The organism is Frigoribacterium sp. Leaf186, from assembly GCF_001423905.1.
Taxonomy (GTDB): domain Bacteria; phylum Actinomycetota; class Actinomycetes; order Actinomycetales; family Microbacteriaceae; genus Frigoribacterium.
The window spans coordinates 908,636-932,405 of record NZ_LMPQ01000010.1 but is presented as its reverse complement, the minus strand read 5'-3'; the positions used below and the strand labels follow the sequence as shown (position 1 = coordinate 932,405).

The window sequence follows — 23,770 nt, the reverse complement described above, 5'->3', positions numbered from 1 at the left end:
CAGAGAGGCAGGACGACGTGGTGGTCCGACGCAACACGTGGCAACGCGAGGCCGTGCGAGAAGCACTCGGCACGAGCGAGGGGTTCGTCAGCGCCCAGGCGCTGCACGCCCACCTGCGCGACACCGGCATCGGCCTCGCCACGGTCTACCGCGCCCTGGCCGACCTAGCCGCCGACGGCTCAGCCGATTCGCTGCAGCAAGAGGGCGAGAGCCTGTACCGCGCCTGCACCCCGGGCACGCACCACCACCACCTCATCTGCCGCAACTGCGGCACCACGGTCGAGATCGAGGCCGACGAGGTCGAGACCTGGGCCCAGCACATCGCCGCGAAACACGGGTTCACCGCGGCCCAGCACATCGTCGACGTGTTCGGGCTCTGCCCCGCGTGCACGCTCGAGGCCCGCGCGGCGGCCGACGCCTCCGCGGCCGGCTGACCCGCGCCTCCTCGGCTCTGACCGGCCGACGGCCTCACGGCCTCCGACCAGGGAGGCGCGGGTTGCGGGGGCCCGGGCGTGTCGCGTAAGCTGTCTCTTTGGTTGGGCGCACTCTGCGCCCATGTGCACCGCCTCCCGGCAACACCGCGCGATCCGACGATCGTGCAGGGGGATCGGCGCGCCGACAAGTGACCTTGGGTGAGGGCTCCGGCCCTCACGGTACCTACGGAGGAAAACCATGGCAGCAACCTGCCAGGTGACCGGAGCCGTTCCCGGTTTCGGACACAACATCTCGCACTCGCACCGACGCACCAAGCGTCGTTTCGACCCGAACATCCAGAAGAAGACGTACTACGTGCCGTCGCTTCGTCGTAACGTGACGCTGCAGCTCAGCGCCAAGGGCATCAAGGTCATCGACGCCCGTGGCATCGAGTCGGTCGTCAAGGACCTGCTCGCTCGTGGGGAGAAGATCTAATGGCTCGTCAACAGGACGTCCGTCCCATCATCAAGCTCCGCTCGACGGCGGGCACCGGTTTCACGTACGTGACCAAGAAGAACCGTCGCAACAACCCCGACCGCCTCGTGCTGAAGAAGTACGACCCGGTCATCCGCAAGCACGTCGAATTCCGCGAGGAGCGCTAACCATGGCCAAGAAGAGCATGATCGCCAAGAACAACCAGCGCGCCGAGATCGTGGCCCGCTACGCCGAGAAGCGCCTCGAGCTGAAGAAGGCCCTGATCGACCCGAACGGTTCGGACGAGAGCCGCGAGGCCGCTCGCCTCGGCCTGCAGAAGCTGCCGCGCAACGCGTCGCCGGTCCGCCTCCGCAACCGCGACTCGGTCGACGGCCGCCCCCGCGGTCACCTCAAGGCCTACGGCATCAGCCGCGTGCGTTTCCGCGACATGGCCCACCGTGGCGAGTTGCCGGGCATCACGAAGTCTTCCTGGTAGGTTTCAACCGGTTCCACAGGGCCCTCGGCTCTCTGGTCTCGATCGCACAGGCATGGTGAACGCCGTGTCTCGTCACACCGAATGAAGTCCGAGGAGGACATTTACATGGCTGACAAGTCACTGAACCGTACCGAGCTCGTCGCAGCTGTCGCATCCGAGTCCGGCCAGAGCCAGGCCGCCGTCAGCGGCGTCGTCGACGCGTTCTTCTCCGTCGTCTCGAAGTCGGTCGCCGACGGCACGAAGGTCACCATTCCCGGGTGGATCGCCTTCGAGAAGACGCACCGCGCCGCTCGCACCGGCCGCAACCCGCAGACGGGTGAGGCCCTCGAGATCGCCGCCAGCGACAGCGTCAAGGTCAGCGTCGGCAGCAAGCTCAAGGNNNNGGGGCGTGACGACCACCGGTCGTCACGCCCCTTCTCTCGTGCCGCCCCGCCTCCACCCCACACCACCCGCGTGCGGATCACTCGACGTCGAGCGACGGCCCGGACCCCCGCCTGTTCACCAGGCGATCCGACTTACCCTGGTAGACGATGCCCAGACTCGCCCGCACCACGGCCCCCGCACTCCTCGTGCTCGTGGCGTTCGCGTCCCTCCTCGCCGCCCTGAAGTTCGGCGGGGCCGCCGACGCGCCCCTCGTCGTCGACCCGGGCGAGGTCGTGCGCTACGGCCTGCCCATGGCCAAGATGCTGGGCAACGTCGGGGCCGCCCTGACCATCGGCACGCTCTTCCTGACCTGCTTCGCCCTCAGCCGGCGCGAGTCGGAGTACGACCGAGCCATGGACGTCGCGGCCGCTGCGGCCGGCTTCTGGGCGGTCGCGTCGGCCGTCACCACGTTCTTCACCTTCCTCAGCGTCGCCAACGTCCCGGTCACCTTCGACGACCAGTTCGGGCGCACGCTCGCGTTCTTCCTGACGAACACCGAGCTCGGCATCGCCTGGCTCGTCACGACGCTCGTCGCGGCGACCGTCACGGTGCTCTGCTTCGTCGTCCGCAACATCTGGCTGGTCGTCGCCGTGACCGTGCTGGCCGCCGGCGGGCTGATCCCCATCGCCGAACAGGGCCACGCGGCCGGCACGAGCGGCCACGACGCCGCCGTCACCGACCTCGCCCTGCACCTCGTCGGCGCCTCGGTCTGGCTGGGCGGCCTGCTCGCCCTCGTGCTGCTGCGCGGACACCTGTCGACCGGTCGGCTGGCCGTCGTGCTCGCCCGCTACTCGAGCATCGCGATCGTCTGCTTCGTCGTCGTCGCGGTCTCGGGCATCGGCAGCGCCGCGATCCGCATCGGCGACTGGGCGGCCCTCACCACCGGCTACGGCGTGCTCGTGCTGGTCAAGACGTTCGCGCTGGTGGCACTCGGCCTGTTCGGCGTGCTGCAGCGACGCTGGCTCGTCGGCCGTCTCGCGACCCACCCCAAGGCCACCGCGAAGCCCTTCTGGTGGTTCGTCACCGCCGAGCTCGCGTTCATGGGCTTGGCGTCGGGCGTCGCGGCCGCACTGGCCCGCACGGCCACGCCGGTCGAGCAGGTCGCCGCCACCGACCTGGCCGACCCGACCCCCGCGGTCATCCTCACCGAAGAGGCGCTCCCGCCCGAGCTGACGCCGCTGCGCTACCTCACCGAGTGGAACGTCGACCTGCTCTGGGGCCTGCTCTGCGCCTTCGGCGTCTTCTTCTACCTGGCCGGCGTCGTGCGCCTGCACCGCCGTGGCGACCGGTGGCCGGTCGGTCGCACCGTCTCGTGGGTGGCCGGCCTCGCCGTGCTCTTCTACATCACCTGCGGCGCCCCGAACGTCTACGAGGAGTACCTCTTCAGCACCCACATGCTCGCGCACATGGCGCTCGGCATGCTCGTGCCGGTGCTGCTCGTGCCCGGTGCGCCGGTGACGCTCGCGCTGCGCACCATCAAGAAACGCACCGACGGCACGCGGGGCGGCCGCGAGTGGATCATGATCCTGGTGCACTCGCGCGCGGCGACCGTGGTCAGCAACCCGATCGTCTCGGCCGTGCTGTTCGCCGGTTCGCTCTGGGCGTTCTACTACACGCCGCTGTTCAGCTGGGCGACGACCACCCACGTCGGCCACTACTGGATGATCGTGCACTTCGTGATCACCGGCTACCTCTTCGTGCAGTCGATGATCGGCATCGACCCGGTCAAGGGTCGCCTGCCCTACCCGGCACGGCTCGTCGTGCTGCTCGCGACCATGGCGTTCCACGCGTTCTTCGGCCTGGGCATCATGACCGCCACCGGGCTCTTCCTCGCCGACTGGTACGGCGCGATGGGTCGCACCTGGGGCGCGACGCCGATGCAGGACCAGTACGTCGCGGGCGGCATCGCGTGGAGCGTCGGCGAGATCCCCACGATCATCATGGCCATCGCGGTCGCGATCATGTGGCAGCGCAGCGACGGCCGCGAGGCGGTCCGCAAGGACCGTCAGGCCGACCGCGACGACGACGCCGAGCTCAGGGCGTACAACGAGCAGCTCGAGGCGCTGTCGCACCAGCGCGAGCGCACCCGCTGACCCGAGCCGCGAGCCGCAAGCCGCGACACAGCAACGCACCGCGGTTCGTGCACGGCACCGCAACCAGTCGGGGTGCGGTGCACGAAACGCGGTGCGGTGGGGATGGGGTGTGACCCGGGGCCGAGGAGGCGCAGGTCGGGCTACGCGAGCATCTCGCGCACCAGCGGCACGACCCTCGTGCCGTACAGCTCGATGCTGCGCATCATGAGCTCGTGCGGCAGGCGGCCCATGCTGTACCGCATGTCGAAGCGCGTCGCGCCGAGCAGGCGCATGTTCTGCGCGATCTTCGTGGCGACGGTCTCGGGCGAGCCCACGTAGAGCGCACCGGTCGAGCTGGCGCTGGCCTCGTACTGCGCGCGGCTGTAGGGGGGCCAGCCGCGTTCGCGACCGAGCTGGTTCGTCTGCTCCTCTTGGTAGGGGAACAGCGCCTCCTTGGCCTCGTCGTCGGTCTCGGCGACGAAACCGGGCGAGTGCATCGCGATCGGCTGCGAGTCGTGGCCGAACTCGCCGAGCGCCCGGCGGTAGAGGTCGGCGTAGGGCGCGAACTGGGCGGGCTGGCCGCCGATGATCGCGAGGAACAGCGGGAACCCGTAGTGCGCGGCACGGATGACCGACTGCGGCGACCCGCCGACGCCGACCCAGGTGCGAATCGAGCCGCCCTCGGTCTTGGGGTAGACCTCTTGGGCGTCGAGGCCGGCGCGCACGGTGCCCGACCAGGTGGTCGGGCCCTCCTTCAGCAGCTCGGCGAAGAGCTGGATCTTCTCCTCGAAGAGCACCTCGTAGTCCTGCAGGTCGAGGCCGAAGAGCGGGAACGACTCCGTGAACGAGCCGCGGCCCAAGATGACCTCGGCACGACCGTTCGAGATCGCGTCGACCGTGGCGAAGCGCTGGAAGACCCGCACGGGGTCGTCCGAGCTGAGCACGGTGACGGCGGAGCCCAGGCGGATGGCCTTCGTGCGGGCGGCGATCGCGGCGAGCACGACCTCGGGGGCCGAGACGGCGAAGTCCTTGCGGTGGTGCTCGCCGACTCCGATGAAGTCGAGGCCGACCTGGTCGGCGAGGACGGCCTGGTCGACCAGGTTGCGGATGGCCTCGGCGTGCGTGACCGGTCCGCCGTCGACGCGGTCGGTGATGTCGCCGAAGGTGTCGAGGCCGAACTCGAGGGGGTGTGCCATGCGGGTGCTCTCCTGATTCATACGTTTGCATCATTCTACGCGATCGGAGCCGCGGGCGGGAGGGGCCCCTTGACCGGGGGGTGCCGGGTCGGATAGACAGGTCTCGCATGACAACGCTGTCATCGACGACACGCGTCGCTCGTCGTGCATCGCGAGTCGCCCCGACCGGGCGACCGCACCCGAGATCACGGGATCAACCCAGGAGAGTGACGATGGCGTCAGGTCGTGTCCAGGTCATCCGGCAGCGCGGGGGCGCACGCTGGGTCGAGCGAGCGAGACGAGCGGGGGTGATGACGACGGCGACGGCACTCGCCCTCACGGGCACGCTGGTCGGGGCCGGCCCCGCGAACGCCGCGGACGGCGGCGGCGGCGACACCCGCCGGGCGGTGGCCGCCGGCAGCGACTGGCGCACCAGCTTCGAGGCCGCCGACGCGCAGCCGCTGGCCAGCACCCCGTTCGGCGAGCCCGTCAACGTGACCGGGTCGACCGGCTTCGTGCCCGGCAGCCTGCTCGGTCACGTCACCGACGTCACGGCGAGCGCCGAGAACGCCCCCGGCGAGACCGCCGTCAACCTCTCGGACGGCAACCCCGCCAGCAAGTGGCTCGCCTTCGAGCGCACCGCCACCGTGACCTACCTGCTCGACTCGCCGCAGACCGCGGCGGCCTGGTCGCTGACCAGTGCGAACGACGCGCCCACGCGCGACCCGCGCGACGTGACCCTGCTCGGCTCGACCGACGGCGGCACGACCTGGACGACGGTCGACCAGCGCTCGGGCACCGCGTTCACCGGTCGCGGCACGACCGTCGACTTCGCCGTCCCCGCCCCGGCCGCCTACGACGCGTACCGGCTCGACATCACGGCCAACGGTGGTGCGGGGCTGACCCAGCTCGCCGACTGGACGCTGAACGACGGGACCGACGCCGCGCCTCCTGCCGGCCCGATGGTGACCGTCGTGGGCTCGGGGCCGGTCAGCGGCCCGAACATGAAGCCGGGCGCCGGCTTCAGCGGCACGAAGTCGCTCCGCTACGCCGGCGAGCACACGGCCGCCGGGCCCGCCTCGGCCAGCAACGTGCTGTTCGACGGCCTCGACCTGGCCATCGGTGAGACGAGCGAGTTCTCGTACAAGGTGTTCCCCGAGCTGGGCGGCGACCTGCAGTACCCGGCGACCTACGCCGCCGTCGACCTGGTGCTCTCGGACGGCACGCGCGTCAGCGCCGCCGACGGCGTCGTCGACGCCCACGGCGAGGGCGTCTCGGCCGCGGCCCAGGGGTCGTCGAAGATCCTCTACGCCGACCAGTGGAACTCGGTGCGCGTCCCCCTCGGCGACCTGGCGGGCAAGACCGTCGAATCTGTCGTGTTCACGTACGACAACGCCGGCGGCACCGCCGACACGCGATTCCAGGGCTGGATCGACGACCTCGACCTCGACCCGGCACCCGCGCGCGTGGACGGGTCGAGCCTGGTGAACCACGTCGACACGCGCCGCGGCACGAACTCGACGGGCAGCTTCAGCAGGGGCAACAACATCCCCGCGGCGACGGTGCCGAACGGCTTCAACTTCTGGACGCCGATGACGAACGCGTCGAGCCAGACCTGGCTCTACGACTACGCCCGCGGCAACGACGCGTCGAACCTGCCGACGCTGCAGGGCATCGGCGTCTCGCACGAGCCGAGCCCGTGGATGGGCGACCGCAACCAGCTCGCGATCCTGCCCTCGACGACGGCTGCCCAGGCCGGAGGCGCGGGCGCGCCGGACGCGACGCTCACCACCCGTGCCCTGTCGTTCGACCACGGCGACGAGATCGCCCGGCCCGACCTCTACGCCGTGCAGACCACCAGCGGCCTCGAGGCCGCCGTCACGCCGACCGACCACGGCGCCGTGATGCGCTTCGCGTTCCCCGAGACCGCCGGCACCGACCCGGCGAGCGCCGCCCGCACGGGCAGCGTCATCGTCGACCGGGTGGCCGGCACGTCCGGCCTGGTCGTCTCGGCCGACGGCACGGTCAGCGGCTGGGTCGAGGGCGGCTCCGGCCTGTCGACGGGCGCGACGCGCATGTTCGTCAGCGGCACGTTCGACCGCACGCCCACCTCGGTGGGCCTGCCCGCGGGCGACCGCGACGGCGCGCAGTACGCGTCGTTCGACGCCTCGGCGACCAGCGCCTCCGGAAGCCCTGCCGGCGTCGTCGAGCTGCGGCTCGCGACGTCGTTCATCTCGCTCGAGCAGGCGACCCGCAACCTCGACCTCGAGGTCACCGGGCGCAGCTTCGACGAGGTGCAGGCCGATGCCGCCCGCCAGTGGGACGAGCGCCTCGGCGTGATCACGGTCGAGGGCGCCCGTGACGACCAGCTCGCGACCCTGTACGGCAGCCTCTACCGGCTGAACATGTACCCGAACTCGCAGTTCGAGAACACCGGCACGGCCACGTCGCCCGACTACCGCTACGCCAGCCCCGTCGCCCCGGTGCAGGGCACCGCGACCGACACGACCACGAACGCGCAGGTGAAGAGCGGCAAGGTCTACGTCAACAACGGTTTCTGGGACACCTACCGCACCGTGTGGCCCGCCTACTCGATGCTCTACCCCGACGTCGCGAGCGACCTCATGGACGGCTTCGTGCAGATGTACCGCGACTCGGGCTGGATCGCGCGCTGGTCGAGCCCCGGCTACGCCGACCTGATGACGGGCACGAGCTCGGACGTCGCGTTCGCCGACGCCTACGTCAAGGGCGCGGTCGACGGTGGTCTCGCCCTCGAGGCGTACGACGCCGCGCTGAAGAACGCGTCGGTCCAGCCGACCGAGAGCGGCGTGGGGCGCAAGGGCCTCGACCAGTCGCTCTTCCTCGGCTACACGCCGGCCACGACGGGCGAGAGCGTGTCGTGGGGGCTCGAGGGCCACATCAACGACTTCGGGCTCGGGCAGATGGCGGCGAAGCTCGCCGACGACCCCGCCACCCCGGAGGCGCGGCGTGCGCAGCTGAAGGAGGAGTCGGCCTGGCTGCTCGACCGCGCCCACGAGTACGGGTCGCTGTTCGACCCGTCGATCGGCTTCTTCCAGGCCCGCAACGCCGACGGCAGCTTTCAGCAGGCCGCGGACGCCTACGACCCCGAGTCGTGGGGCGGTGCCTACACCGAGACGAACGGCTGGAACTTCGCCTTCCACGCGCCGTTCGACGTCGCCGGCCTCGCCGCGCTCTACGGCGGCTCGGACGGGCTCGACGCGAAGCTCGCCGAGTTCTACGCGACCCCCGAGGAGGCCGACAAGCCCGGCGGCTACGGCGGCGTGATCCACGAGATGGTGGAGGCGCGGGACGTGCGGATCGGTCAGCTCGGCATGAGCAACCAGGTCTCGCACCACATCCCGTACGTCTCGGCCGCCAACGGCGACCCGGCGACGACGCAGCGGGTGGTGCGCGAGATCACGCAGCGCCTGTTCGTCGGCAGCGACATCGGCCAGGGCTACCCCGGCGACGAGGACAACGGCGAGATGTCGTCGTGGTTCGTGTTCTCGGCGCTCGGCTTCTACCCGCTCGCCATGGGCACCGACTCGTACACGATCGGCTCGCCGCTCTTCGACGAGGCGACGCTGCACCTGGGGTCGGGCAAGACGTTCACCGTGCGCGCCGAGGGCAACTCGAACGACGCCGTCTACGTGCAGTCGGCCCGCCTGAACGGCGAGGCGATCGACACCGCCTCGCTGTCGCAGGAGACCGTCGCCGCCGGCGGGACGCTCGAGTTCACCATGGGGACGACCCCGAGCTCGTGGGCGACGACCGCCCCCGAGCCGGTCGACGTGCCCACGCCGCTGGTCGACGCCACGACGCCCGGCCAGGGCGTGCTGAGCTCGAGCGACGGCACCGTGCTCGACCGCCTGGTCGACGACTCGGCGGTCACGCCCGTGACGTTCGACCTGCCCGACGCCGCCGTCACCTGGCGGTCGGCCTCTGGGCCGGTCACGGTCTCGCGCTACACGCTGACGAACGGGCCGACGGGCTCGGCGGCACCCACCGGGTGGACGCTCGAGGGGTCGACCGACGGCACCACCTGGCTGCCGCTCGACGAGCGCGCCGCGCAGACCTTCCCGTCCGCGCTGCAGACCCGACCGTTCACCGTCACCGACCCGCGGCCCTTCAGCTGGTACCGGATCACGACGACCGGCACCACCGACGGCCGAGCGGCGACGCTGTCCGAGCTCGAGCTGATGGCCGACACCACGGCGACCGGCGGCGAGTTCACCCTCAACGGCAAGCCGGGGCTGGGCGTCGAGGCGGGGACCGCGTTCGCGGGCTCCGTGGCGACGGTGACCAGCGCCTCCTCGTCCGGGGCGACGGTGCCCGACGGGCTCGTGGCGACGGTCGACTGGCTCGACGGCCGGGGGCCGCAGGCGGCGACGCTCACAGCGACCGCGCTCGGCGGCTGGGACGTGACGGCACCCGCCACGACCTTCGACGCACCCGGCACCTACACGGCGATCGTCACCGCGACCGACGGCACCGACTCGGCCAGCACCACGGTCGACCTCGCCGTCACCCGCACCGCCCCGACCCTCGTGGGCGCGTTCGACAGCGTCTGCCTCGGCGAGCCGGGCCAGGCCGCGAACTGCGACTACCTGCAGAACGGGTTCTCGCGTCCGTCGCTGGCCGACGCCGGCTTCGTGCAGGGGACCGTGGTCGCCGTGCCCGGCACCGCGCTCGACTTCGACCTGCCGGCGATCCCGGCGGGCGAGCCCGACAACGCGACCGGCGCCGGCCAGGTGCTGCCCCTGCACCTCGGGGACGACGTCACCCAGCTGTCGGTGATCGGCACGGCGAACGAGCGGGCGCAACAGACCGTCGGCACGCTGACCTTCGACGACGGCAGCACCCAGCCGTTCCCGATCGAGTTCGGCGACTGGACGGCGGGCGTCACCACGCCGGCCTTCGGCAACATCGTCGTCGCGACCTCGCAGGGACGCACGAACGGGGCGAACGGCTCGGACGGCGCCATCGCGGGCATCTACGCCACGGCACCGGTCACGCTGCCCGCGGGCAAGACGGCCGTGTCGCTGACGCTGCCGGTGCAGACGGGCGACCCCCGGGCCGCCGGACGCATCCACGTGTTCGCGCTGGCGACGGACGGGACGCGACTCGCGCCTCCGGCCGACCTGGCGGTGACCGGCAGCTCGGCGGGGCTCTCGGGCACCGCGGGCACCGAGGTCTCGGGCGCGCTGGCCACGGTGACCGGCGGAGCGGACGGCGTCGACGCCGTGCCGACCGACGGCACCGTGACGGCCACCGTGAACTGGGGCGACGGCACGGCCGTCACCGCGGGCACGGTCACGGGCGGCGTCGTCTCGGGGGCACACGCCTACGCGCTGCCGGGCAGCTACACCGTCACGGTCACGGCCGACGACGGACGCTCGAGCGCGGCGGGCACGACGACCGTGACGGTCGCGGCGGTGCCGGTCGACCCGGGGCCCGGCACGCCGGGCGACCCGGGGACGCCTGGTGAGCCCGGCACGCCCGGTCAGCCCGGCACGCCTGGTCAGCCGGGCACGCCCGGTCAGCCGGGTACGCCCGGTGGGCCCGGCACCCCCGGTGAGCCCGGCACGTACGCGCCCTCGCTGCGGGTGCTGGCGCAGTCCGCGACGCGCGGAACCGTGGTGCCGGTCGACGGCGACGGGTTCGCGCCGAACGAGACGGTCGCGCTGACCCTGTTCAGCGACCCGATCGCGCTCCGCACGGTGACCGCCGACGCGGACGGCGTCCTCCGAGGGTCGTTCACCGTCCCGGCCGACGCGACGACGGGCGCCCACGAGGTCGAGGCCCTGGGAGGCACGTCGCAGGTGGCCGTGCGCGTCGCGTTCCGAGTCGTCGACCTGGCACCGGCCGACACGGGCGCCGCTCCGGTGCGACCCGGCTCGTACGACGGCAGCCTCGCCTACACGGGCGGCACCGCCGGGCAGCCGCTGGACGCGGGCGTGCTGGCCGGCATCCTGCTGGCCGCGGGCGCCCTGGCGCTCGGCATCGAAACGGCCCGACGTCGCCGCCGCTCGCTGCTCGGGGCGGACACCCTGTAGCGGCGGGGCGGCGCGCCGCCCGGCTCACGACGACGACCCTCGGCCCCGGCGGCCGGGGGTCGTCGGCGTGCGGGGGGGGTGGTCGTCTTGCGTGGCGCCGGTCGAGGGCCGTCGTCGGGCGAGGCGCCGGTCGAGGGCGGTCGTCGTGCGTGGCGCCGGTCGTGGGTCGTGGCAGGTCGTGGCGCAGGCGGCTCAGCGCCAGCCGACCCCCGGGCCGACCTCGCCCGAGCCCCGCGGCACCAGCGTCGTGGGGATGACGACCCGCCGGGCCGCCCGCTCCCGCCCGGGCCCGGTCGGTTCGAGGGCCAGGCGTGCGGCCTCGCGTCCCATCTCGAAGGGCTCGTGCGACACGACCGTGACGCCCAGCAGGTCCGCGAGCTCGAAGTCGTCGAACCCGACGAGGGCAGGAGGCGCGGCGAGGCCCCTCAGCGCCGAGAGCGCCCCGATCGTCACCCGGTTGTTGCTCGTGAAGACGGCGGTCGGCGGCTCGGGCAGCGAGAGCAGGTCGCGCATGCCGCTGCGGGCCGACGCGGCGTCGTGGCGGTCCTCGCGCACCCACTCGCGCCAGCCGGTGACGCCCGCGGCGTCGAGCGCCTCGCCGTACCCGGTCAACCGTTCGAGGTGTGTCGACAACCGCGAGTAGTCGCCCACGAAGCCGATGCGCCGGTGGCCGTGGGCCAGCAGGTGCTCGACGGCGGTCCGGGCGCCGGCCGCGCTGTCGAGCAGCACCGCGTCGGCCTGCAGGCCGACGGGCGGGCGGTCGACGAACACGACGCGCACGCCGCGCTCCTGCAGCACCGCCATGTCGACGTGGGAGGCGCGGGTCGACGCCACGACGAGCGCCCGCACCTGCCGCGACACCAGCTCGTCGACGAGCTCGCGCTCGCGCGCGCCGTCTTCGTCGGTGCTGGCGACCACGAGCTGCATGCCGTGGCCGCGGAGCTCCTGCTCGAGGCCGGACGCGATCGCCGCGTAGAACGGGTTGGCGAGATCGCCCGTCACGAAGCCGACGACCGTCGACCGGATGCCCCGTCGCAGCATGCTCGCCGGCCCGTTGAGGCGGAAGGCGAGCTCTTCGGCGGCGACCACCACGCGGCGACGCGTCTCGTCCGCGACGTGCGGCTCGCCGTTCAGCGCGCGGGAGGCGGTCTTGAGGCTGACGCCCGCCCGCGCCGCCACGTCGACGAGGGTCGCCGGAGGCCGCGCCCCGTCGACCACGTCCTCGCCCGCCACGGGCACAGTATGGCAGCGGCGCCTCGGGGGCCGCGGTGCAGCGCGGGTGCCGCACGGGTGCCCCGCAGGTGCCGCGCAGGCGCCGCCCGAGACGGGTCGCACCACCGTCGCGTCGTCGAACCACGCAGGAGGGTGGTTCGACGACGCGAGCGTGGTGCGACCCGAGGCACGCGCCCGGCGCGCGGGTCAGAGCCGGCGCGCGCTCGGAGCCCGCGCGCGGGTTGCAGCCGGCGCGCGGGTCAGAGCCGGTCGAGCGGGTTCGCCGCGATCCGGTCGCGCATGCCCGCGCGGATGGTCCGCGCGGCCTCCGACCCGGGCTTGCGATGGGCCTGCGTCGACATCAGCCCGCCGAACTCGACGCCGAAGCCGTCGCGAGGCACGCGGTCGACGAGGGCCGCGACGAGCCCGGCCGGCCAGTCGTCGACGCCCACCCCCGACACGTCGAGGCTCGTCGCCCGCTCGAGCAGGTGCCCTTCGACGTCGAGGGCCGCCGAGACCGCGGGCCAGGCGTGCCGCACGATCACGTCGACGAGCCTCTGCCCCATATCGGCCGACCAACCCGCCCCGGACGCGAAGACCCGCGCGACCTCCGCCCCGGCCCGCTCGAACGGCTCGGCATGGCTGTCGAACGGGCCCGCGAGTCCCACGTCGTGCAGCGCCGCCGCCACGAACAGCAGCTCGTGGTCGAACGTCAGCCCCTCGCGGCGTCCGAGGTCGACGGCGAGCGCCGCCGACCGCCGGCTGTGCGCCAGCAGGGCCGGGCTCGACACGACCGCGGCGGCCTCGAGGGCGCGTGAGGCGACCGGCGAAGGAGGCGCGAGCAACTCGTCGAGGACGGCGGCGGTCGGTCGGGGCGCGGTGCTCATGGCACGAACCCTACGGGTGGACAGCACCGGCCACGAGTGGCAGTCTGGCCACCACTCGTCGACATCCCGCCACGCTCGAAGCCCGCCACCCCCGCCCGTTCCAGCACACCGCCGTCCCGCCACCCCGCCACCCTCGCCCACACCGCCACACGCCACACCGCCACGAAGTGGACACGACGCCACGAGAAAACGTGGCGCTGTGTCCATCTCGTGGCGGCGTGCGGCTCGACCCATCCCCAGGAGACCCCGTGCCCCCGTTCCGCACCGTCGCCACGATCGTCGCCGACGGCGTCGCGCCGTTCGAGTTCGGGGTGCTCTGCGAGGTGTTCGGCCTCGACCGGACCGACGAGGGCGCGCCTCCGTTCGAGCACCGCATCGTGACCGAGCGACCGGGACTCGTGCGGACGAACCAGGGCTTCTCGATCACGGTCGACCTCGACCTGACCGCGGCGGCCGACGCCGACGTCGTGTGCGTGCCCGCCCTGTGGAACCGGACCGACCAGGCCGACGTGGTCTCACCGGCCGTGCGCGAGCTGCTCGTCGCCGCCGAGGCCCGGGGCGCGTGGTTGCTCAGCGTCTGCAGCGGCGCCTTCGTGCTGGCCGAGGCCGGACTGCTCGACGGCCGACGTGCCACGACGCACTGGCGGTACACGGACGCGCTGCAACGACAGCACCCGGCCGTCGACGTCGACCCCGACGTGCTCTTCGTCGAGGACCGTCGGGTCATCACGAGCGCGGGCACCGCGGCCGGCATCGACGCCTGCCTGCACCTGGTCCGCCGCGAGCACGGCGCCGCCGCGGCGAACGTCATCGCCCGCCGCATGGTCGTGCCGCCGCACCGCGACGGCGGTCAGAGCCAGTTCATCAAGGCCCCCCTGCCGGTCGAGGTCGACGACTCGCTCGCTCCGCTGACGGACTGGATGCTCGGGCACCTCCGCGACGACCTGAGCATCGAGGGGTTGGCGGCGAGGGCGCACATGTCGCCGCGCACGTTCGCCCGGCGGTTCAAGGCCGAGCTGGGGGCGACGCCCGGGTCGTGGCTGACCCGCCAGCGCCTCCTGCGGGCGCAAGAGCTGCTCGAGGCCACCGGGCTCGGCATCGACGCGGTCGCCGACGAGGTCGGCTTCGGCTCGGCGGCCGTCCTGCGACACCACTTCGCCCGCGTGCTCGGCACGACGCCCCGCGCCTACCGCGCGACGTTCGGCGGCGTGGACGACGTGCGCGACCTCGAACGGGTCGGTGCGGCCACGGCGTGAGCCGGTCGGTACGGCCACGGCGTGAACCGGAGGCCTCTCGACGGGCCGACCCGCGCCTCCGTCCGCCGGCCCGGGGGACGCGACCCGCGCCTCCTGCGCCTCCGCTCGGCCCGACGGGCCGCGGGCGTCGGCCTACTCGAAGGTCAGCTCGTCGGCCGAGCTGATGCGCATCAGGTAGGTGACGGTGAACGGGACGTCCTCGTCGATCGTGTAGCGCCGGCCGTCGAAGAGCGACTGGGCACCGACCACGAGGTGCGCTGTGCCGGCCACGCCGGGCACCTGCCACTGCCCCGACGGGCCGGGCACGATCGAGACCACGGGGTGCTCGGGGACGGTCCAGGTCGGGTCGTCGGTGACCCGGTCGTCGACCTGGCGACCGAAGGGGCACCCGGCCGGCAGCAGCACCTGCTGGGTGACGCACTGTTCGTCGAGCTGACGGTCGACCATGTCTTGCACGGCCTCGACGAACGCCTCGCGGGGCTGCACCTCGACCGACACCCCCGAGGTCGCGCCCACGCTGACGACGTCGGCCTCGACGGTCGGCGCCTCGAGGTACCGCGACGAGTGCCCGATCTCGAACCGCGACGGAGCGAGCACGGTGAACCGCGTCGCGACGTCGGGGGCGTCGGTCGTGACCTCGCGGCCGTCGACCGTGAACCGGGCGTCGTGCTGCGGGGTCACGTCGAGCGAGGCGGTCGGCGCCTGCACGAACCGCCACGCGTGGAACAGCCCGAACCGGGTGCCCGCGCGCTGCACGACGAACTGCGACTGCGCCGGCGACGCGGCGGTGGCCGCCGTGCCCTGCATCGAGTACGAGAGCGTGATCGCGTGGGTGTCGTCACCGAGGTCGACGTCGCCCGCCTCGGTCACGTCGTCGATGCCGCCGAGCGAGGGCACCTCGAGCAGCGAGTCCGCCAGCTGGTCGGTCGGCGTGACGCCCGCGAGGGTCAGCGCGCTCGACGTGTCGCCCCGGTCGACGGCCGCCACGTAGCCGCGGGCGAAACCGGCGGCGCTGTAGACGGTGGCGTTCAGGGCCACCACGGTGACCCAGAAACCGATCAGCACGAAGAGCAGCGCCCCGCCCCAGATGGCGACGAACGGCCAACCGAGCGACGGGCGCGTCCCCTCCCCCACAGACGACGACATGACGACAACAATAGGAGGCGCGGGTCACGGAGAGCCGAGCGTCGCCTCGGTCGCGGGTAGATTGGTGCCCTCCCCCACCCCCCTCGAAAGGTGCTCGTCGTCGTGAGCGTGGCCCTCTCCGCCGAACAGCAGGCGCTGTACGACGCGATCGAGAACACCCGCGAGCACATCTTCGTCACGGGCCGGGCGGGCACGGGCAAGTCGACGCTGCTGAACCACCTGTCGTGGAACACCTCGAAGCAGATCGTCATCTGCGCCCCCACCGGCGTCGCCGCGCTGAACGTCGGCGGCCAGACGATCCACTCGCTGTTCCGCCTCTCGGTCGGGCTGATCGCCGACCACGACATCGAGCAGAACGCCGAGCTGCGCAAGCTGCTGAACACCATCGACACCCTCGTCATCGACGAGGTCTCGATGGTCAACGCCGACCTGATGGACGCCATCGACCGGTCGTTGCGTCAGGCCCGCCAGCGCAAGCACGAGCCGTTCGGCGGCGTGCAGGTGGTGCTGTTCGGCGACCCGTACCAGCTGCCGCCGGTGCCGGGCGACGCCGAAGAACGCGAGTACTTCCGTGACAACTACCGGTCGATGTGGTTCTTCGACGCCAAGGTGTGGGCCGAGGCGAGCCTGCGCATCTACGAGCTCGCGTTCATCCACCGGCAGACCGAGGGCGACTTCAAAGAGATGCTGAACGCCGTGCGGCACGGTCGCGTCACGGCCGAGATCGCGGGTGCGCTGAACGCCGCCGGCGCCCGCCCGGTGCCGACCGACGGCGGGGCCATCACGCTCGCCACCCGCAACGACACCGTCAACCGCATCAACAAGGTCGAGCTCGACCGCCTGTCGGGCAAGGTGCTGACCGCGAAGGCCGAGGTCAGCGGCGAGTTCGGCGGGCGCGCCTACCCGGCCGACGAGGCTCTCGAGCTCAAGGTCGGGGCGCGGGTGATGTTTCTCCGCAACGACTCCGAGCAGCGCTGGGTGAACGGCACCACGGGCGTCGTGACCCGGGTGCGCGACACCGTCTTCGTCGAGGTCGACGACGAGGTGCACGAGGTGCAGCCCGTCGTGTGGGAGAAGTACAAGTACTCGTACTCGGCGACCACCAAACAGCTCAAGAAAGACGTCGTGGCCGAGTTCACGCAGTTCCCGCTGCGCCTCGCCTGGGCGGTCACGATCCACAAGTCGCAGGGCAAGACCTACGACCGGGCCATCGTCGACCTCGGCTCGCGGGTGTTCAGCGCCGGCCAGACCTACGTGGCGCTCAGCCGCATCACGTCGCTCGACGGCCTCTACCTGTCGCGCCCGTTGCGGCCGGCCGACATCATCGTCGACCTCGACGTGCGCCGGTTCATGAGCGAGGCCTCGCGCGTGCCCGCCATCCGGGCCGCCGCGGACGCCGGTGCGGGCGAAGGTGCGGGCGCTGCGGGCGACGACACGGCCGCTGCGAGCTAGGCGGCGGCCTTCGCGGCGGCGAGGTCGGCGAACAGCTCGGTGCTGAAGCGGTAGGCGGCGCAGACCTCGTCGAGCACGTGCTCCCGCTCGGCGGCGGACCAGGCGACGGCGTCGAGCTGTCGGCGGTAGGTCGTCTTGAACGACTTCGGCTCGGCGATCTCGGCGAACAGGAAGAACCCGACGCCGTTCGTGTCGAACCCGAACCGGCGCTGCAGGATGCTGCGGATCAGGTGCCCGCCCGACAGGTCGCCGAGGCACCGCGTGTAGTGGTGGGCGATGAACCCGCCGGCCCAGGTCGACGCCCGCTCGATGCGGTCGACGTAGGCGCGGGTCGTCGGCAGCGGGGCCACCCGCGCCCGCCAGTCGGCACCGAGCAAGAACGCCAGGTCGGCCTCGATGGCCGGCAGCCGGGTCAGCCCCGGGGCGAGGAACGGCGCCACGACCGCGTCACCCGACCAGCGCTCGGCGGCGTCCTCGAGCGCGGCGTAGACGAAGTAGTGCTGGGCGAGCAGCTGCACGTAGTCGTCGCGCGTGCCGCGGCCGATCAGCAGGTCGGTCATGAACGAGCAGCCGACGTCGGCCGGCACGCGTTCGGCCGTGCGCTCCCGCACCGCCTCGGAGAAGGGGATGACGACGCTCATGGTGCGCACCTCCTGGGTGGCCTCGGTTAGGTGACCCTAACCATAGCCACGGAGGCGCGGTGCCGGTAGCCCCCGGGGTCGATCCCGGCGGACGTGCAGGTGACCCGCACGACCCGGGCGGCTTGCCGGCAGCGCGGCACCCCGTCACCCGGCGCAGAACCCCTGCCTAGGCAAATTGCTGAGCGCCGCTCCACGGGGTGCACCACCCAACCTCGGCGAAGCACCCCGTCACCCGGCGCAGAACCCCTGCCTAGGCAAATCGCCGGCCGCCGCTTCGCGGGGTGCACCACCCAACCTCGGCGAAGCACCCCCTCATCCGGCGCAGAACCCCTGCCTAGGCAAATCGCCGACCGCCGCTTCGCGGGGTGTGAGCGCGCGGCGCGGGCTCAGCGGCGGCGGCGCTCGGCGCCCGCGGCCGTCGCGAGCAGCAGGAGGCCACCGACCAGGTGCGTGATGTTGTCGCCGAGGTTGAAGGCCAGGAAGTTCACGTCGGTGCCCTCGAGGAAGAACCCGGCGACGCCGAACACGACGAAGATCAGGCCGACCCACGTGTTGATGTAGCGGGCGCTCGCCCGCGACGACGCCCCGGCGATGATCAGGGCGGCACCGGCCAGCACCCAGACCACGACGAGCGCCGGGTTGAGGTTCCAGACGAACCAGAGCGACGCACCCTGGGTCGAGAAGAACGTGCCCATGTCTTCGACCAAGAACCCGATGGCGCCGAGCAGCAGGAAGACCGTGCCGACGAAGAGGCCGGCCCCGCGGTTGGGCGACTCGCGGATCGTCGGCTCGTAGGGGGCCGGGGTCGCGGTGGTCGTGGTGCCGTGGGTGCTGCTCATGGTGAGGGTGCCTCTCGTCAGGTCGTCAGCATCCAGTATGCCCGCCGCGCCCGGCGGCCTGCCCGCGCCCGACAACCTGCCCGCGCCCCGCGACCTGCCCGCGCCCGACGGCCCACCCGCGCCCGCACCCGCACCCGGCCAGCCGCCCGGACCCGGCCAGCCGCCCGCACCCGTCGCCCGCCCGGCTGGCATGATCGTCCCCATGACCCCGACGCCCCTCCGCCTGGTCGTGGCGGTCAACCCCGGTGCCTCCGCCGGTGGCCGGTCCGGCCGTGGGGGCAAGGTGATCGACGACCTGCGGGCTGCCGGCCACACGGTCGTCCCGCTCACCGAGACGAGCTACGACGACCTGGTCGCCGCCGCCCGCCGAGAGCTCGACCGCGAACGGCCCGACGCGCTCGTCGTGGTGGGCGGTGACGGCATGGTCAACCTCGGGGCGAACCTCGTCGCCGGGACGGACGTGCCGCTGGGCCTGGTGCCGACGGGCACCGGCAACGACACGGCCCGGTCGTTCGGGCTGCCCCACGACGACTCCGAGGCGGCCACGCGCCTCCTGGTCCGTTTGCTCGAGGGCGAGCCGACCACCATCGACGCGGGACGCGTGCTGCAGGCCGACGGTCGGGCGACCTGGTTCGCCTGCATGGTCTCGGCGGGCTTCGACGCGGTCGTCAACGAGCGGGCCAACCGCCTGAGCTGGCCGAAGGGGCGTCGACGGTACGACGTGGCCCTGGCGATCGAACTGGTGCGCCTGCCGAAGATCTCGTACCGGCTCGAGCTCGACGGTGTCGTCTCGACGGTCGAGGGCACCCTGATCTCGGTCGGCAACGGCCAGTCGCTCGGCGGGGGCATGAAGGTCACTCCCGACGCCGTGCTCGACGACGGCCTGCTCGACGTGCTCGTGGTCGAGCGCCTGACGAGGTGGCAGTTCGTCCGGCTGTTCCCGAGCGTCTTCCGCGGCACCCACCTGAGCCACCCGGCCGTCACGGTGCACCAGGTGCGCCGCGCCGTCATCGAGGCGGACGGCGTCGCGGCCTACGCCGACGGCGAGCGCGTGGGCCCCCTGCCGGTCACGGTCGAGGTCGTGCCCGGTGCGCTGCGCGTCTACGCCGCGCTCGGCCGCTGACACCGACCCGAGGAGGCGCGCCCGGCTGCTTGCGCGCCTCACGCCCCGGGCCCCGCCGCCCTCAGCCGCGGTGCAGCGTCTCGCGGGGGTACTCGCCGAACCGCTCGTGGTACGCGGCCGAGAACCGGCCGAGGTGGGCGAACGCCCAGTGCCGGGCCACGTCGGCGACCGTCGTCGAGTCCGGGGCGGCCTCGCGCAGGGCGTGGTGCACGCGCTCGAGCCGGATCTCGCGCAGGTAGGCCGTCGGCGTCGTGTCGAGGTGACGACTGAAGGCCTGTTGCAGACCTCGGGGGGTGAGCCCCGCCTCCTGCGCGATGTCGGAGGCCGTGATGGGCAGGTCCGCACTGGCGTGCATGTACTCGACGGCGAGCCGCAGGCTCGCGTTGCGCGGCGCGAGCAGGGCCGCGGGCATCGGGGTCGAGGTGTGCGCGAAGGTGTCGAGCAGGGCGCTCGCCGCGAGCCGGGCCATCTCGGTGCGCATCAGGTCGCTCGGCTCGCCCGACCCGAGGTACGTGCGGCCGATCAGGCGGACGGTCGCGTGCCAGGCCTGCACGGCCGCGGCCGAGACCGGGGCGGCGTGGTCGAAGCGGATCGAGCCGGGCATGATGCCGTGCCGCTCGGCCGCGACCTCGTCGACCACGGCCTTCGACAGGTGCAACAGGCTCTGGTTGACGTCCTCGGTGGTGAACTCGAACTCGCGCCCCTCGGGGAAGAGGATCGGACGCCCGACGGCGCCGGCCACCTCGTCGCGACCGTTGTCGACGGTCGAACGTCCGTCGAGCAACCAGTGCACGACGTGCTCCTCACCGGCTGCCGCCTGCCCCTCAACCCGGCCCATGAACATCGTCGAGCGGAGGGTCATCGCCCCGTCGCCCACGATCGTGTGACGGAACGCGAAGGGGGCCTCGGTGGGGGTCACGCGGAAGCCACGACCGTGGTACCCGGCGCTCAGGATCTCGACGGCTTCGTCGAGTTCGCGTCCGCGCGCGTCGAAGCGGATCTTGTCGTCCCGGGAAGCCATCTCGACGAATTGTTGCACGCGCTCCAAACCGTGCACCAGTCGGATGGCGGGGGGTTGACAGCATCTCGGTGACGTGTCTACGAGCGGGCTCGCAGCGCATCGGCCTACCGTCGGGCGCATGAGCCTCGACGACATCACCCTGACCACGATCCGCGGCGAGTCCACCACGTTCGGCGCCTACGCCGACAAGGTCGTGATGGTCGTCAACGTGGCGTCGCGCTGCGGCCTCGCGCCGCAGTACGAGAAGCTCGAGGCTCTGCAGAAGCAGTACGGCGACCAGGGCTTCACGGTGCTGGGCTTCCCCAGCAACCAGTTCTTCCAGGAGCTCTCGAGCGGCGAGGCCATCGAGGAGTACTGCTCGGCCACGTGGGGTGTGACCTTCCCGATGATGGAGAAGGTCAAGGTCAACGGTCGCGGCGAGCACCCGCTCTACACCGAGCTGAAGAAGGCGTCCGACGCCGACGGCAAGGCCGGCCGGGTCAAGTGGAACTTCGAGAAGTTCGTCGTCACCCCCGGCGGTGCCGTGCACCGCTTCCGCCCGACGACCCAGCCCGACGCCCCCGAGGTCGTCGCCGTCATCGAGGAGGCGCTGGCCGGCTGAGCGGACCGGTCACCCGGTCAGCGGCCCGCCCGGTAGTGGTTGGCGACCTGGGTGGCGGACAGGGCGACGGTGTTCCAGACCTGGGTGCTGTCGAGCGAACCGGCGAAGTAGTTGCTGGTGGGGGCCGAGGTCCAGCCCGAGAGCGGCAGCTGGCCGATGCGCCACCAGCCGTTGTAGGCCTGCGCGCTCTTGGTGGCCGTGTCGGTGGCGACGCTCTTGCCGTCGACGTACAGCGCCAGGCCGTTCGTGCTCGACAGCGTGGCCACGACGTGGTGCCAGGCGCCGTCGTTGTACGACAGCGGCGAGACGACCGTCTTGACGGCACTGGGGTAGACGCCGAACACGAGCTTCCCCGCGTTCGTCATGTACAGGTGGCGGTCGTAGTTGCCCGGGGCACCCGCCTGCGAGTTCGAGAAGCCGACGAGCTCGCCGCCGGTGGTCGTCTTCGTCTTCACCCAGGTCTCGATCGTGACGTTGTTCGAGCCCGTGAACGACGTCGGGGTCGTGACCTGGCCGCTGGTGCCGTCGAGGGTCAGGTACGGGCTGTCGTCGACGGCGCACGAGCCGGCCGCGAACGAGGCCCCGCCGACCAGGGTGCCCGGTCGCGCGTTGCCCGAGCTGTCGGCGGCCGTGGTGCCCGACGTCTCGCCGTAGGCAAAGGCGAAGCTCGGGGCGTCGGCGAAGGTCTCGGCGAGGCAGTCGTACGAGCCGGCCGTCAGCTTCGACGTCGGGTTGGCGACGTTGGCGGCGAACGCGGCGTGCGAGCCGCCCGAGACGACGAGGGTGAGCGCGAGACCGCCACCGATCGCTGCCAGGCCGAGCGCGCCTCCTGCGGTCTGCAGGCGACGGAGGCGCCGCTCGCGTCGGCGCTGCACGCGGCGGCCGGTCGAGGCGGTCGCCGTGGTCGACGCGGCGCGCTCGTCACGCAGCAGGTAGCGGTCGCCCCGGCTGAGCAGCACGACGAGGACGAGCAGGCCCCCGGTGACGAGCAGGTACCCGTACTGGTGGTTCGCCGCCCACACGACGGGGGTGCCGACGTACGGCACGCGGAGGAAGCCCACGCCGACCACGGCGCTGCGGTCGATCGGCGTCGAGTCGGCGCTCGGGTTGGCGTCGCCCTTGGTGACGATCTGCCCGGCCTGCCCGTTGTCGTGGTACCGGTGCAGGCGCAGGTGGCCGGCCTGGTCGGGGTCGTCGAAGAGCAGCACCTGGCCGCGGTGGACCTCGGACGCCACGACGGGCTTCGCGACGACGACGTCGCCCGGGTGGATGCGGGGCTCCATCGAGCCGGTCATCACGGTGGTCGGGCTCCAGCCGAGGGCGGCCGGGGCGGCGGCGTAGACCATGAGGCCGAGCAGCGAGTACAGCACGACCCGTGACGCGGTGCCGAGGGTCAGGCGCGTCCAGTCGAGCCACGAACGAGAGGCACCCGCCGGCACGGTGATCGAGGCCGTGGCCGCGGGGGTGGGCCGCAGCTTCAGGTCGATCGTGCTCATGGGTGCCTCTGCTCGGGTGTGGTGCGGGTGGAGCGGTGTCGGGCCGCCTGGTGCTGTGGTGCGGTGGTGCGGTGGTGCGGTGTCGCGGTGTCGCAGGGAGGCGTCAGCCGGCCGTGGGGCCTCAGCTGTTCTGGGCCTCCCAGGTGAGGCCGAGGCTCGCGGTGCCGCCCTGGGTCGTGTTGGGCGCCGAGTTCGAGACGGTGTAGCTGACCTGGTAGGTGCGGGTCTCGGACGCCGTGCCGGTGGGGGCCCAGGTGCCGACGCCGTTGGAGTAGTTGGTGTAGCTGTTGCCGAAGGCGGCCAGCGAACCGCTGTAGAGGCTCGAACCCGACGCGAGCGGGGTGAAGCCGGTGCACGAGCCGAAGCCGCCGCCGGTGCCCTGCACGACGCTCAGCGTGATGTTCGACGCCAGGTTGTTGGTCGTGGCGGCGCTCGTGCCGTAGAGCTTCACGGCCGAGGCGAGCGAGCCGGTGCTGGTGACGGCGATGCAGTTGGTGCCGGTCGAGCCGGGCTTGAGGTTGGTGGCCGTGAACAGCGCGGTGTTGCTGTCGTCGTCGGTCAGGGCGACGGTGCCGGCGGTCCAGTTGCTGGTCGGGTTGACCGTGGTGGACGAGAAGGCCGAGTACGACGCGGTCGAGACGACGATGCCCGAGGCGACGAGTGCGGCGGGGATGGCGATCCAGGCGGCGATGCGGGCGATGCGGGGGGTGGGACGGGACATGGCGTGCTCCAAGGGGCGAGAGGGGGGAAGAGGGTGTCGTGCGGGGATGTCTGGGGCCACTGCGGCGACGAGGTTCAGGGACTTCGCCGGTGAGAAGCTCACCACCCGGACCGTTCCGGATTCGAGTGATCGTTGTTCTCAAGTGGTACGGCAATCAAATTACTTGCGGCCCGAGAAGCTTGCAAGCCGAATCATGTCCCCAGTGGTGGGGGTGTCACGATCATCGAGATTCTTGTTGACTGAG

19 protein-coding genes and 1 pseudogene are annotated in these 23,770 nt (G+C 72.2%); 11 read left to right on the top strand and 9 right to left on the bottom strand.

Features of this window, described 5'->3' with window-relative positions:
* Positions 1–20: 20 nt before the first annotated feature.
* The 6 genes and pseudogenes from ASG05_RS11110 to ASG05_RS11085 all read left to right on the top strand — a co-directional run bounded on the left by ASG05_RS11110 (position 21) and on the right by ASG05_RS11085 (position 3,900).
* Positions 21–434, top strand: coding sequence for a Fur family transcriptional regulator (locus ASG05_RS11110; protein WP_056260522.1), 414 nt, complete (start codon positions 21–23; stop codon positions 432–434).
* Positions 435–672: 238 nt separating this feature from the next.
* Positions 673–909: a 50S ribosomal protein L28 gene (gene rpmB, locus ASG05_RS11105; RefSeq protein ID WP_043595945.1), complete on the top strand. Its 237-nt coding sequence runs from the start codon at positions 673–675 to the stop codon at positions 907–909.
* Positions 909–1,076: a 50S ribosomal protein L33 gene (gene rpmG / locus ASG05_RS11100; RefSeq protein WP_043595944.1), complete on the top strand. Its 168-nt coding sequence runs from the start codon at positions 909–911 to the stop codon at positions 1,074–1,076. Before rpmB ends, rpmG begins: the two co-directional genes overlap by 1 nt.
* Before the next feature lie 2 nt (positions 1,077–1,078).
* On the top strand, positions 1,079–1,384 hold the full coding sequence (gene rpsN / locus ASG05_RS11095) for a 30S ribosomal protein S14 (protein ID WP_043595941.1): 306 nt from the start codon (positions 1,079–1,081) through the stop codon (positions 1,382–1,384).
* A 105-nt stretch (positions 1,385–1,489) separates the two neighbouring features.
* Positions 1,490–1,763, top strand: a pseudogene (locus tag ASG05_RS15960) (HU family DNA-binding protein); the annotation flags it as partial.
* 151 nt (positions 1,764–1,914) lie between these two features.
* Positions 1,915–3,900, top strand: a complete 1,986-nt coding sequence (locus ASG05_RS11085) for a cytochrome c oxidase assembly protein (RefSeq protein ID WP_056260518.1) — start codon at positions 1,915–1,917, stop codon at positions 3,898–3,900.
* A gap of 140 nt (positions 3,901–4,040) precedes the next feature.
* Here ASG05_RS11085 and ASG05_RS11080 read toward each other — a convergent pair whose 3' ends face one another.
* Entirely contained in the window at positions 4,041–5,075 is a 1,035-nt protein-coding gene (locus tag ASG05_RS11080; RefSeq protein WP_056260516.1) for an LLM class flavin-dependent oxidoreductase, read from the bottom strand.
* Positions 5,076–5,365: 290 nt separating this feature from the next.
* Between ASG05_RS11080 and ASG05_RS17015 the strand changes: the two genes are divergently transcribed.
* Positions 5,366–11,131 carry a GH92 family glycosyl hydrolase gene (locus ASG05_RS17015; RefSeq protein WP_056260514.1) on the top strand — a complete coding sequence of 1,922 codons (5,766 nt, stop codon included), beginning with the start codon at positions 5,366–5,368 and terminating at the stop codon, positions 11,129–11,131.
* Positions 11,132–11,323: 192 nt separating this feature from the next.
* Here the strand turns inward: ASG05_RS17015 and ASG05_RS11070 are convergent, their stop codons facing one another.
* The gene (locus ASG05_RS11070; protein WP_200936808.1) at positions 11,324–12,364 is read right to left on the bottom strand and encodes a LacI family DNA-binding transcriptional regulator; all 1,041 of its coding nucleotides are present in this window, start codon (positions 12,362–12,364) and stop codon (positions 11,324–11,326) included.
* A gap of 239 nt (positions 12,365–12,603) precedes the next feature.
* A complete protein-coding gene (locus ASG05_RS11065) occupies positions 12,604–13,230 on the bottom strand; it encodes an HD domain-containing protein (RefSeq protein ID WP_056260511.1) in 627 nt (208 codons plus the stop codon).
* A gap of 248 nt (positions 13,231–13,478) precedes the next feature.
* On the opposite strand from ASG05_RS11065, the gene ASG05_RS11060 reads away from it, so the two are divergent.
* Positions 13,479–14,486: a GlxA family transcriptional regulator gene (locus tag ASG05_RS11060; protein WP_056260509.1), complete on the top strand. Its 1,008-nt coding sequence runs from the start codon at positions 13,479–13,481 to the stop codon at positions 14,484–14,486.
* A gap of 132 nt (positions 14,487–14,618) precedes the next feature.
* Here the strand turns inward: ASG05_RS11060 and ASG05_RS11055 are convergent, their stop codons facing one another.
* Positions 14,619–15,632, bottom strand: coding sequence for a hypothetical protein (locus ASG05_RS11055; RefSeq protein WP_157490190.1), 1,014 nt, complete (start codon positions 15,630–15,632; stop codon positions 14,619–14,621).
* Positions 15,633–15,734: 102 nt separating this feature from the next.
* On the opposite strand from ASG05_RS11055, the gene ASG05_RS11050 reads away from it, so the two are divergent.
* Positions 15,735–17,084 carry an ATP-dependent RecD-like DNA helicase gene (locus tag ASG05_RS11050; RefSeq protein WP_200936806.1) on the top strand — a complete coding sequence of 450 codons (1,350 nt, stop codon included), beginning with the start codon at positions 15,735–15,737 and terminating at the stop codon, positions 17,082–17,084.
* Here the strand turns inward: ASG05_RS11050 and ASG05_RS11045 are convergent.
* Together ASG05_RS11045 and ASG05_RS15950 are read right to left on the bottom strand one after the other, a co-directional pair.
* Positions 17,081–17,725: a heme oxygenase (biliverdin-producing) gene (locus ASG05_RS11045; RefSeq protein ID WP_056260900.1), complete on the bottom strand. Its 645-nt coding sequence runs from the start codon at positions 17,723–17,725 to the stop codon at positions 17,081–17,083. The genes ASG05_RS11050 and ASG05_RS11045 overlap by 4 nt on opposite strands.
* A gap of 386 nt (positions 17,726–18,111) precedes the next feature.
* Positions 18,112–18,564, bottom strand: coding sequence for a DUF4383 domain-containing protein (locus ASG05_RS15950; RefSeq protein WP_157490189.1), 453 nt, complete (start codon positions 18,562–18,564; stop codon positions 18,112–18,114).
* 37 nt (positions 18,565–18,601) lie between these two features.
* On the opposite strand from ASG05_RS15950, the gene ASG05_RS11035 reads away from it, so the two are divergent.
* Positions 18,602–19,687 (top strand): diacylglycerol kinase family protein, encoded by a 1,086-nt coding sequence (locus tag ASG05_RS11035; RefSeq protein WP_369814051.1) that lies wholly within the window; start codon positions 18,602–18,604, stop codon positions 19,685–19,687.
* 61 nt (positions 19,688–19,748) lie between these two features.
* Here ASG05_RS11035 and ASG05_RS11030 read toward each other — a convergent pair whose 3' ends face one another.
* The gene (locus tag ASG05_RS11030; RefSeq protein ID WP_056260502.1) at positions 19,749–20,708 is read right to left on the bottom strand and encodes a helix-turn-helix domain-containing protein; all 960 of its coding nucleotides are present in this window, start codon (positions 20,706–20,708) and stop codon (positions 19,749–19,751) included.
* 118 nt (positions 20,709–20,826) lie between these two features.
* Here ASG05_RS11030 and ASG05_RS11025 point away from each other — a divergent pair, with 118 nt between their 5' ends.
* Entirely contained in the window at positions 20,827–21,309 is a 483-nt protein-coding gene (locus ASG05_RS11025; protein WP_056260500.1) for a glutathione peroxidase, read from the top strand.
* A 17-nt stretch (positions 21,310–21,326) separates the two neighbouring features.
* Here ASG05_RS11025 and ASG05_RS11020 read toward each other — a convergent pair whose 3' ends face one another.
* Both ASG05_RS11020 and ASG05_RS11015 read right to left on the bottom strand, forming a co-directional pair.
* Positions 21,327–22,805: a signal peptidase I gene (locus ASG05_RS11020; protein WP_056260498.1), complete on the bottom strand. Its 1,479-nt coding sequence runs from the start codon at positions 22,803–22,805 to the stop codon at positions 21,327–21,329.
* Between the two features lie 121 nt (positions 22,806–22,926).
* A complete protein-coding gene (locus tag ASG05_RS11015; protein WP_056260891.1) occupies positions 22,927–23,526 on the bottom strand; it encodes a hypothetical protein in 600 nt (199 codons plus the stop codon).
* Positions 23,527–23,770 lie beyond the last annotated feature (244 nt).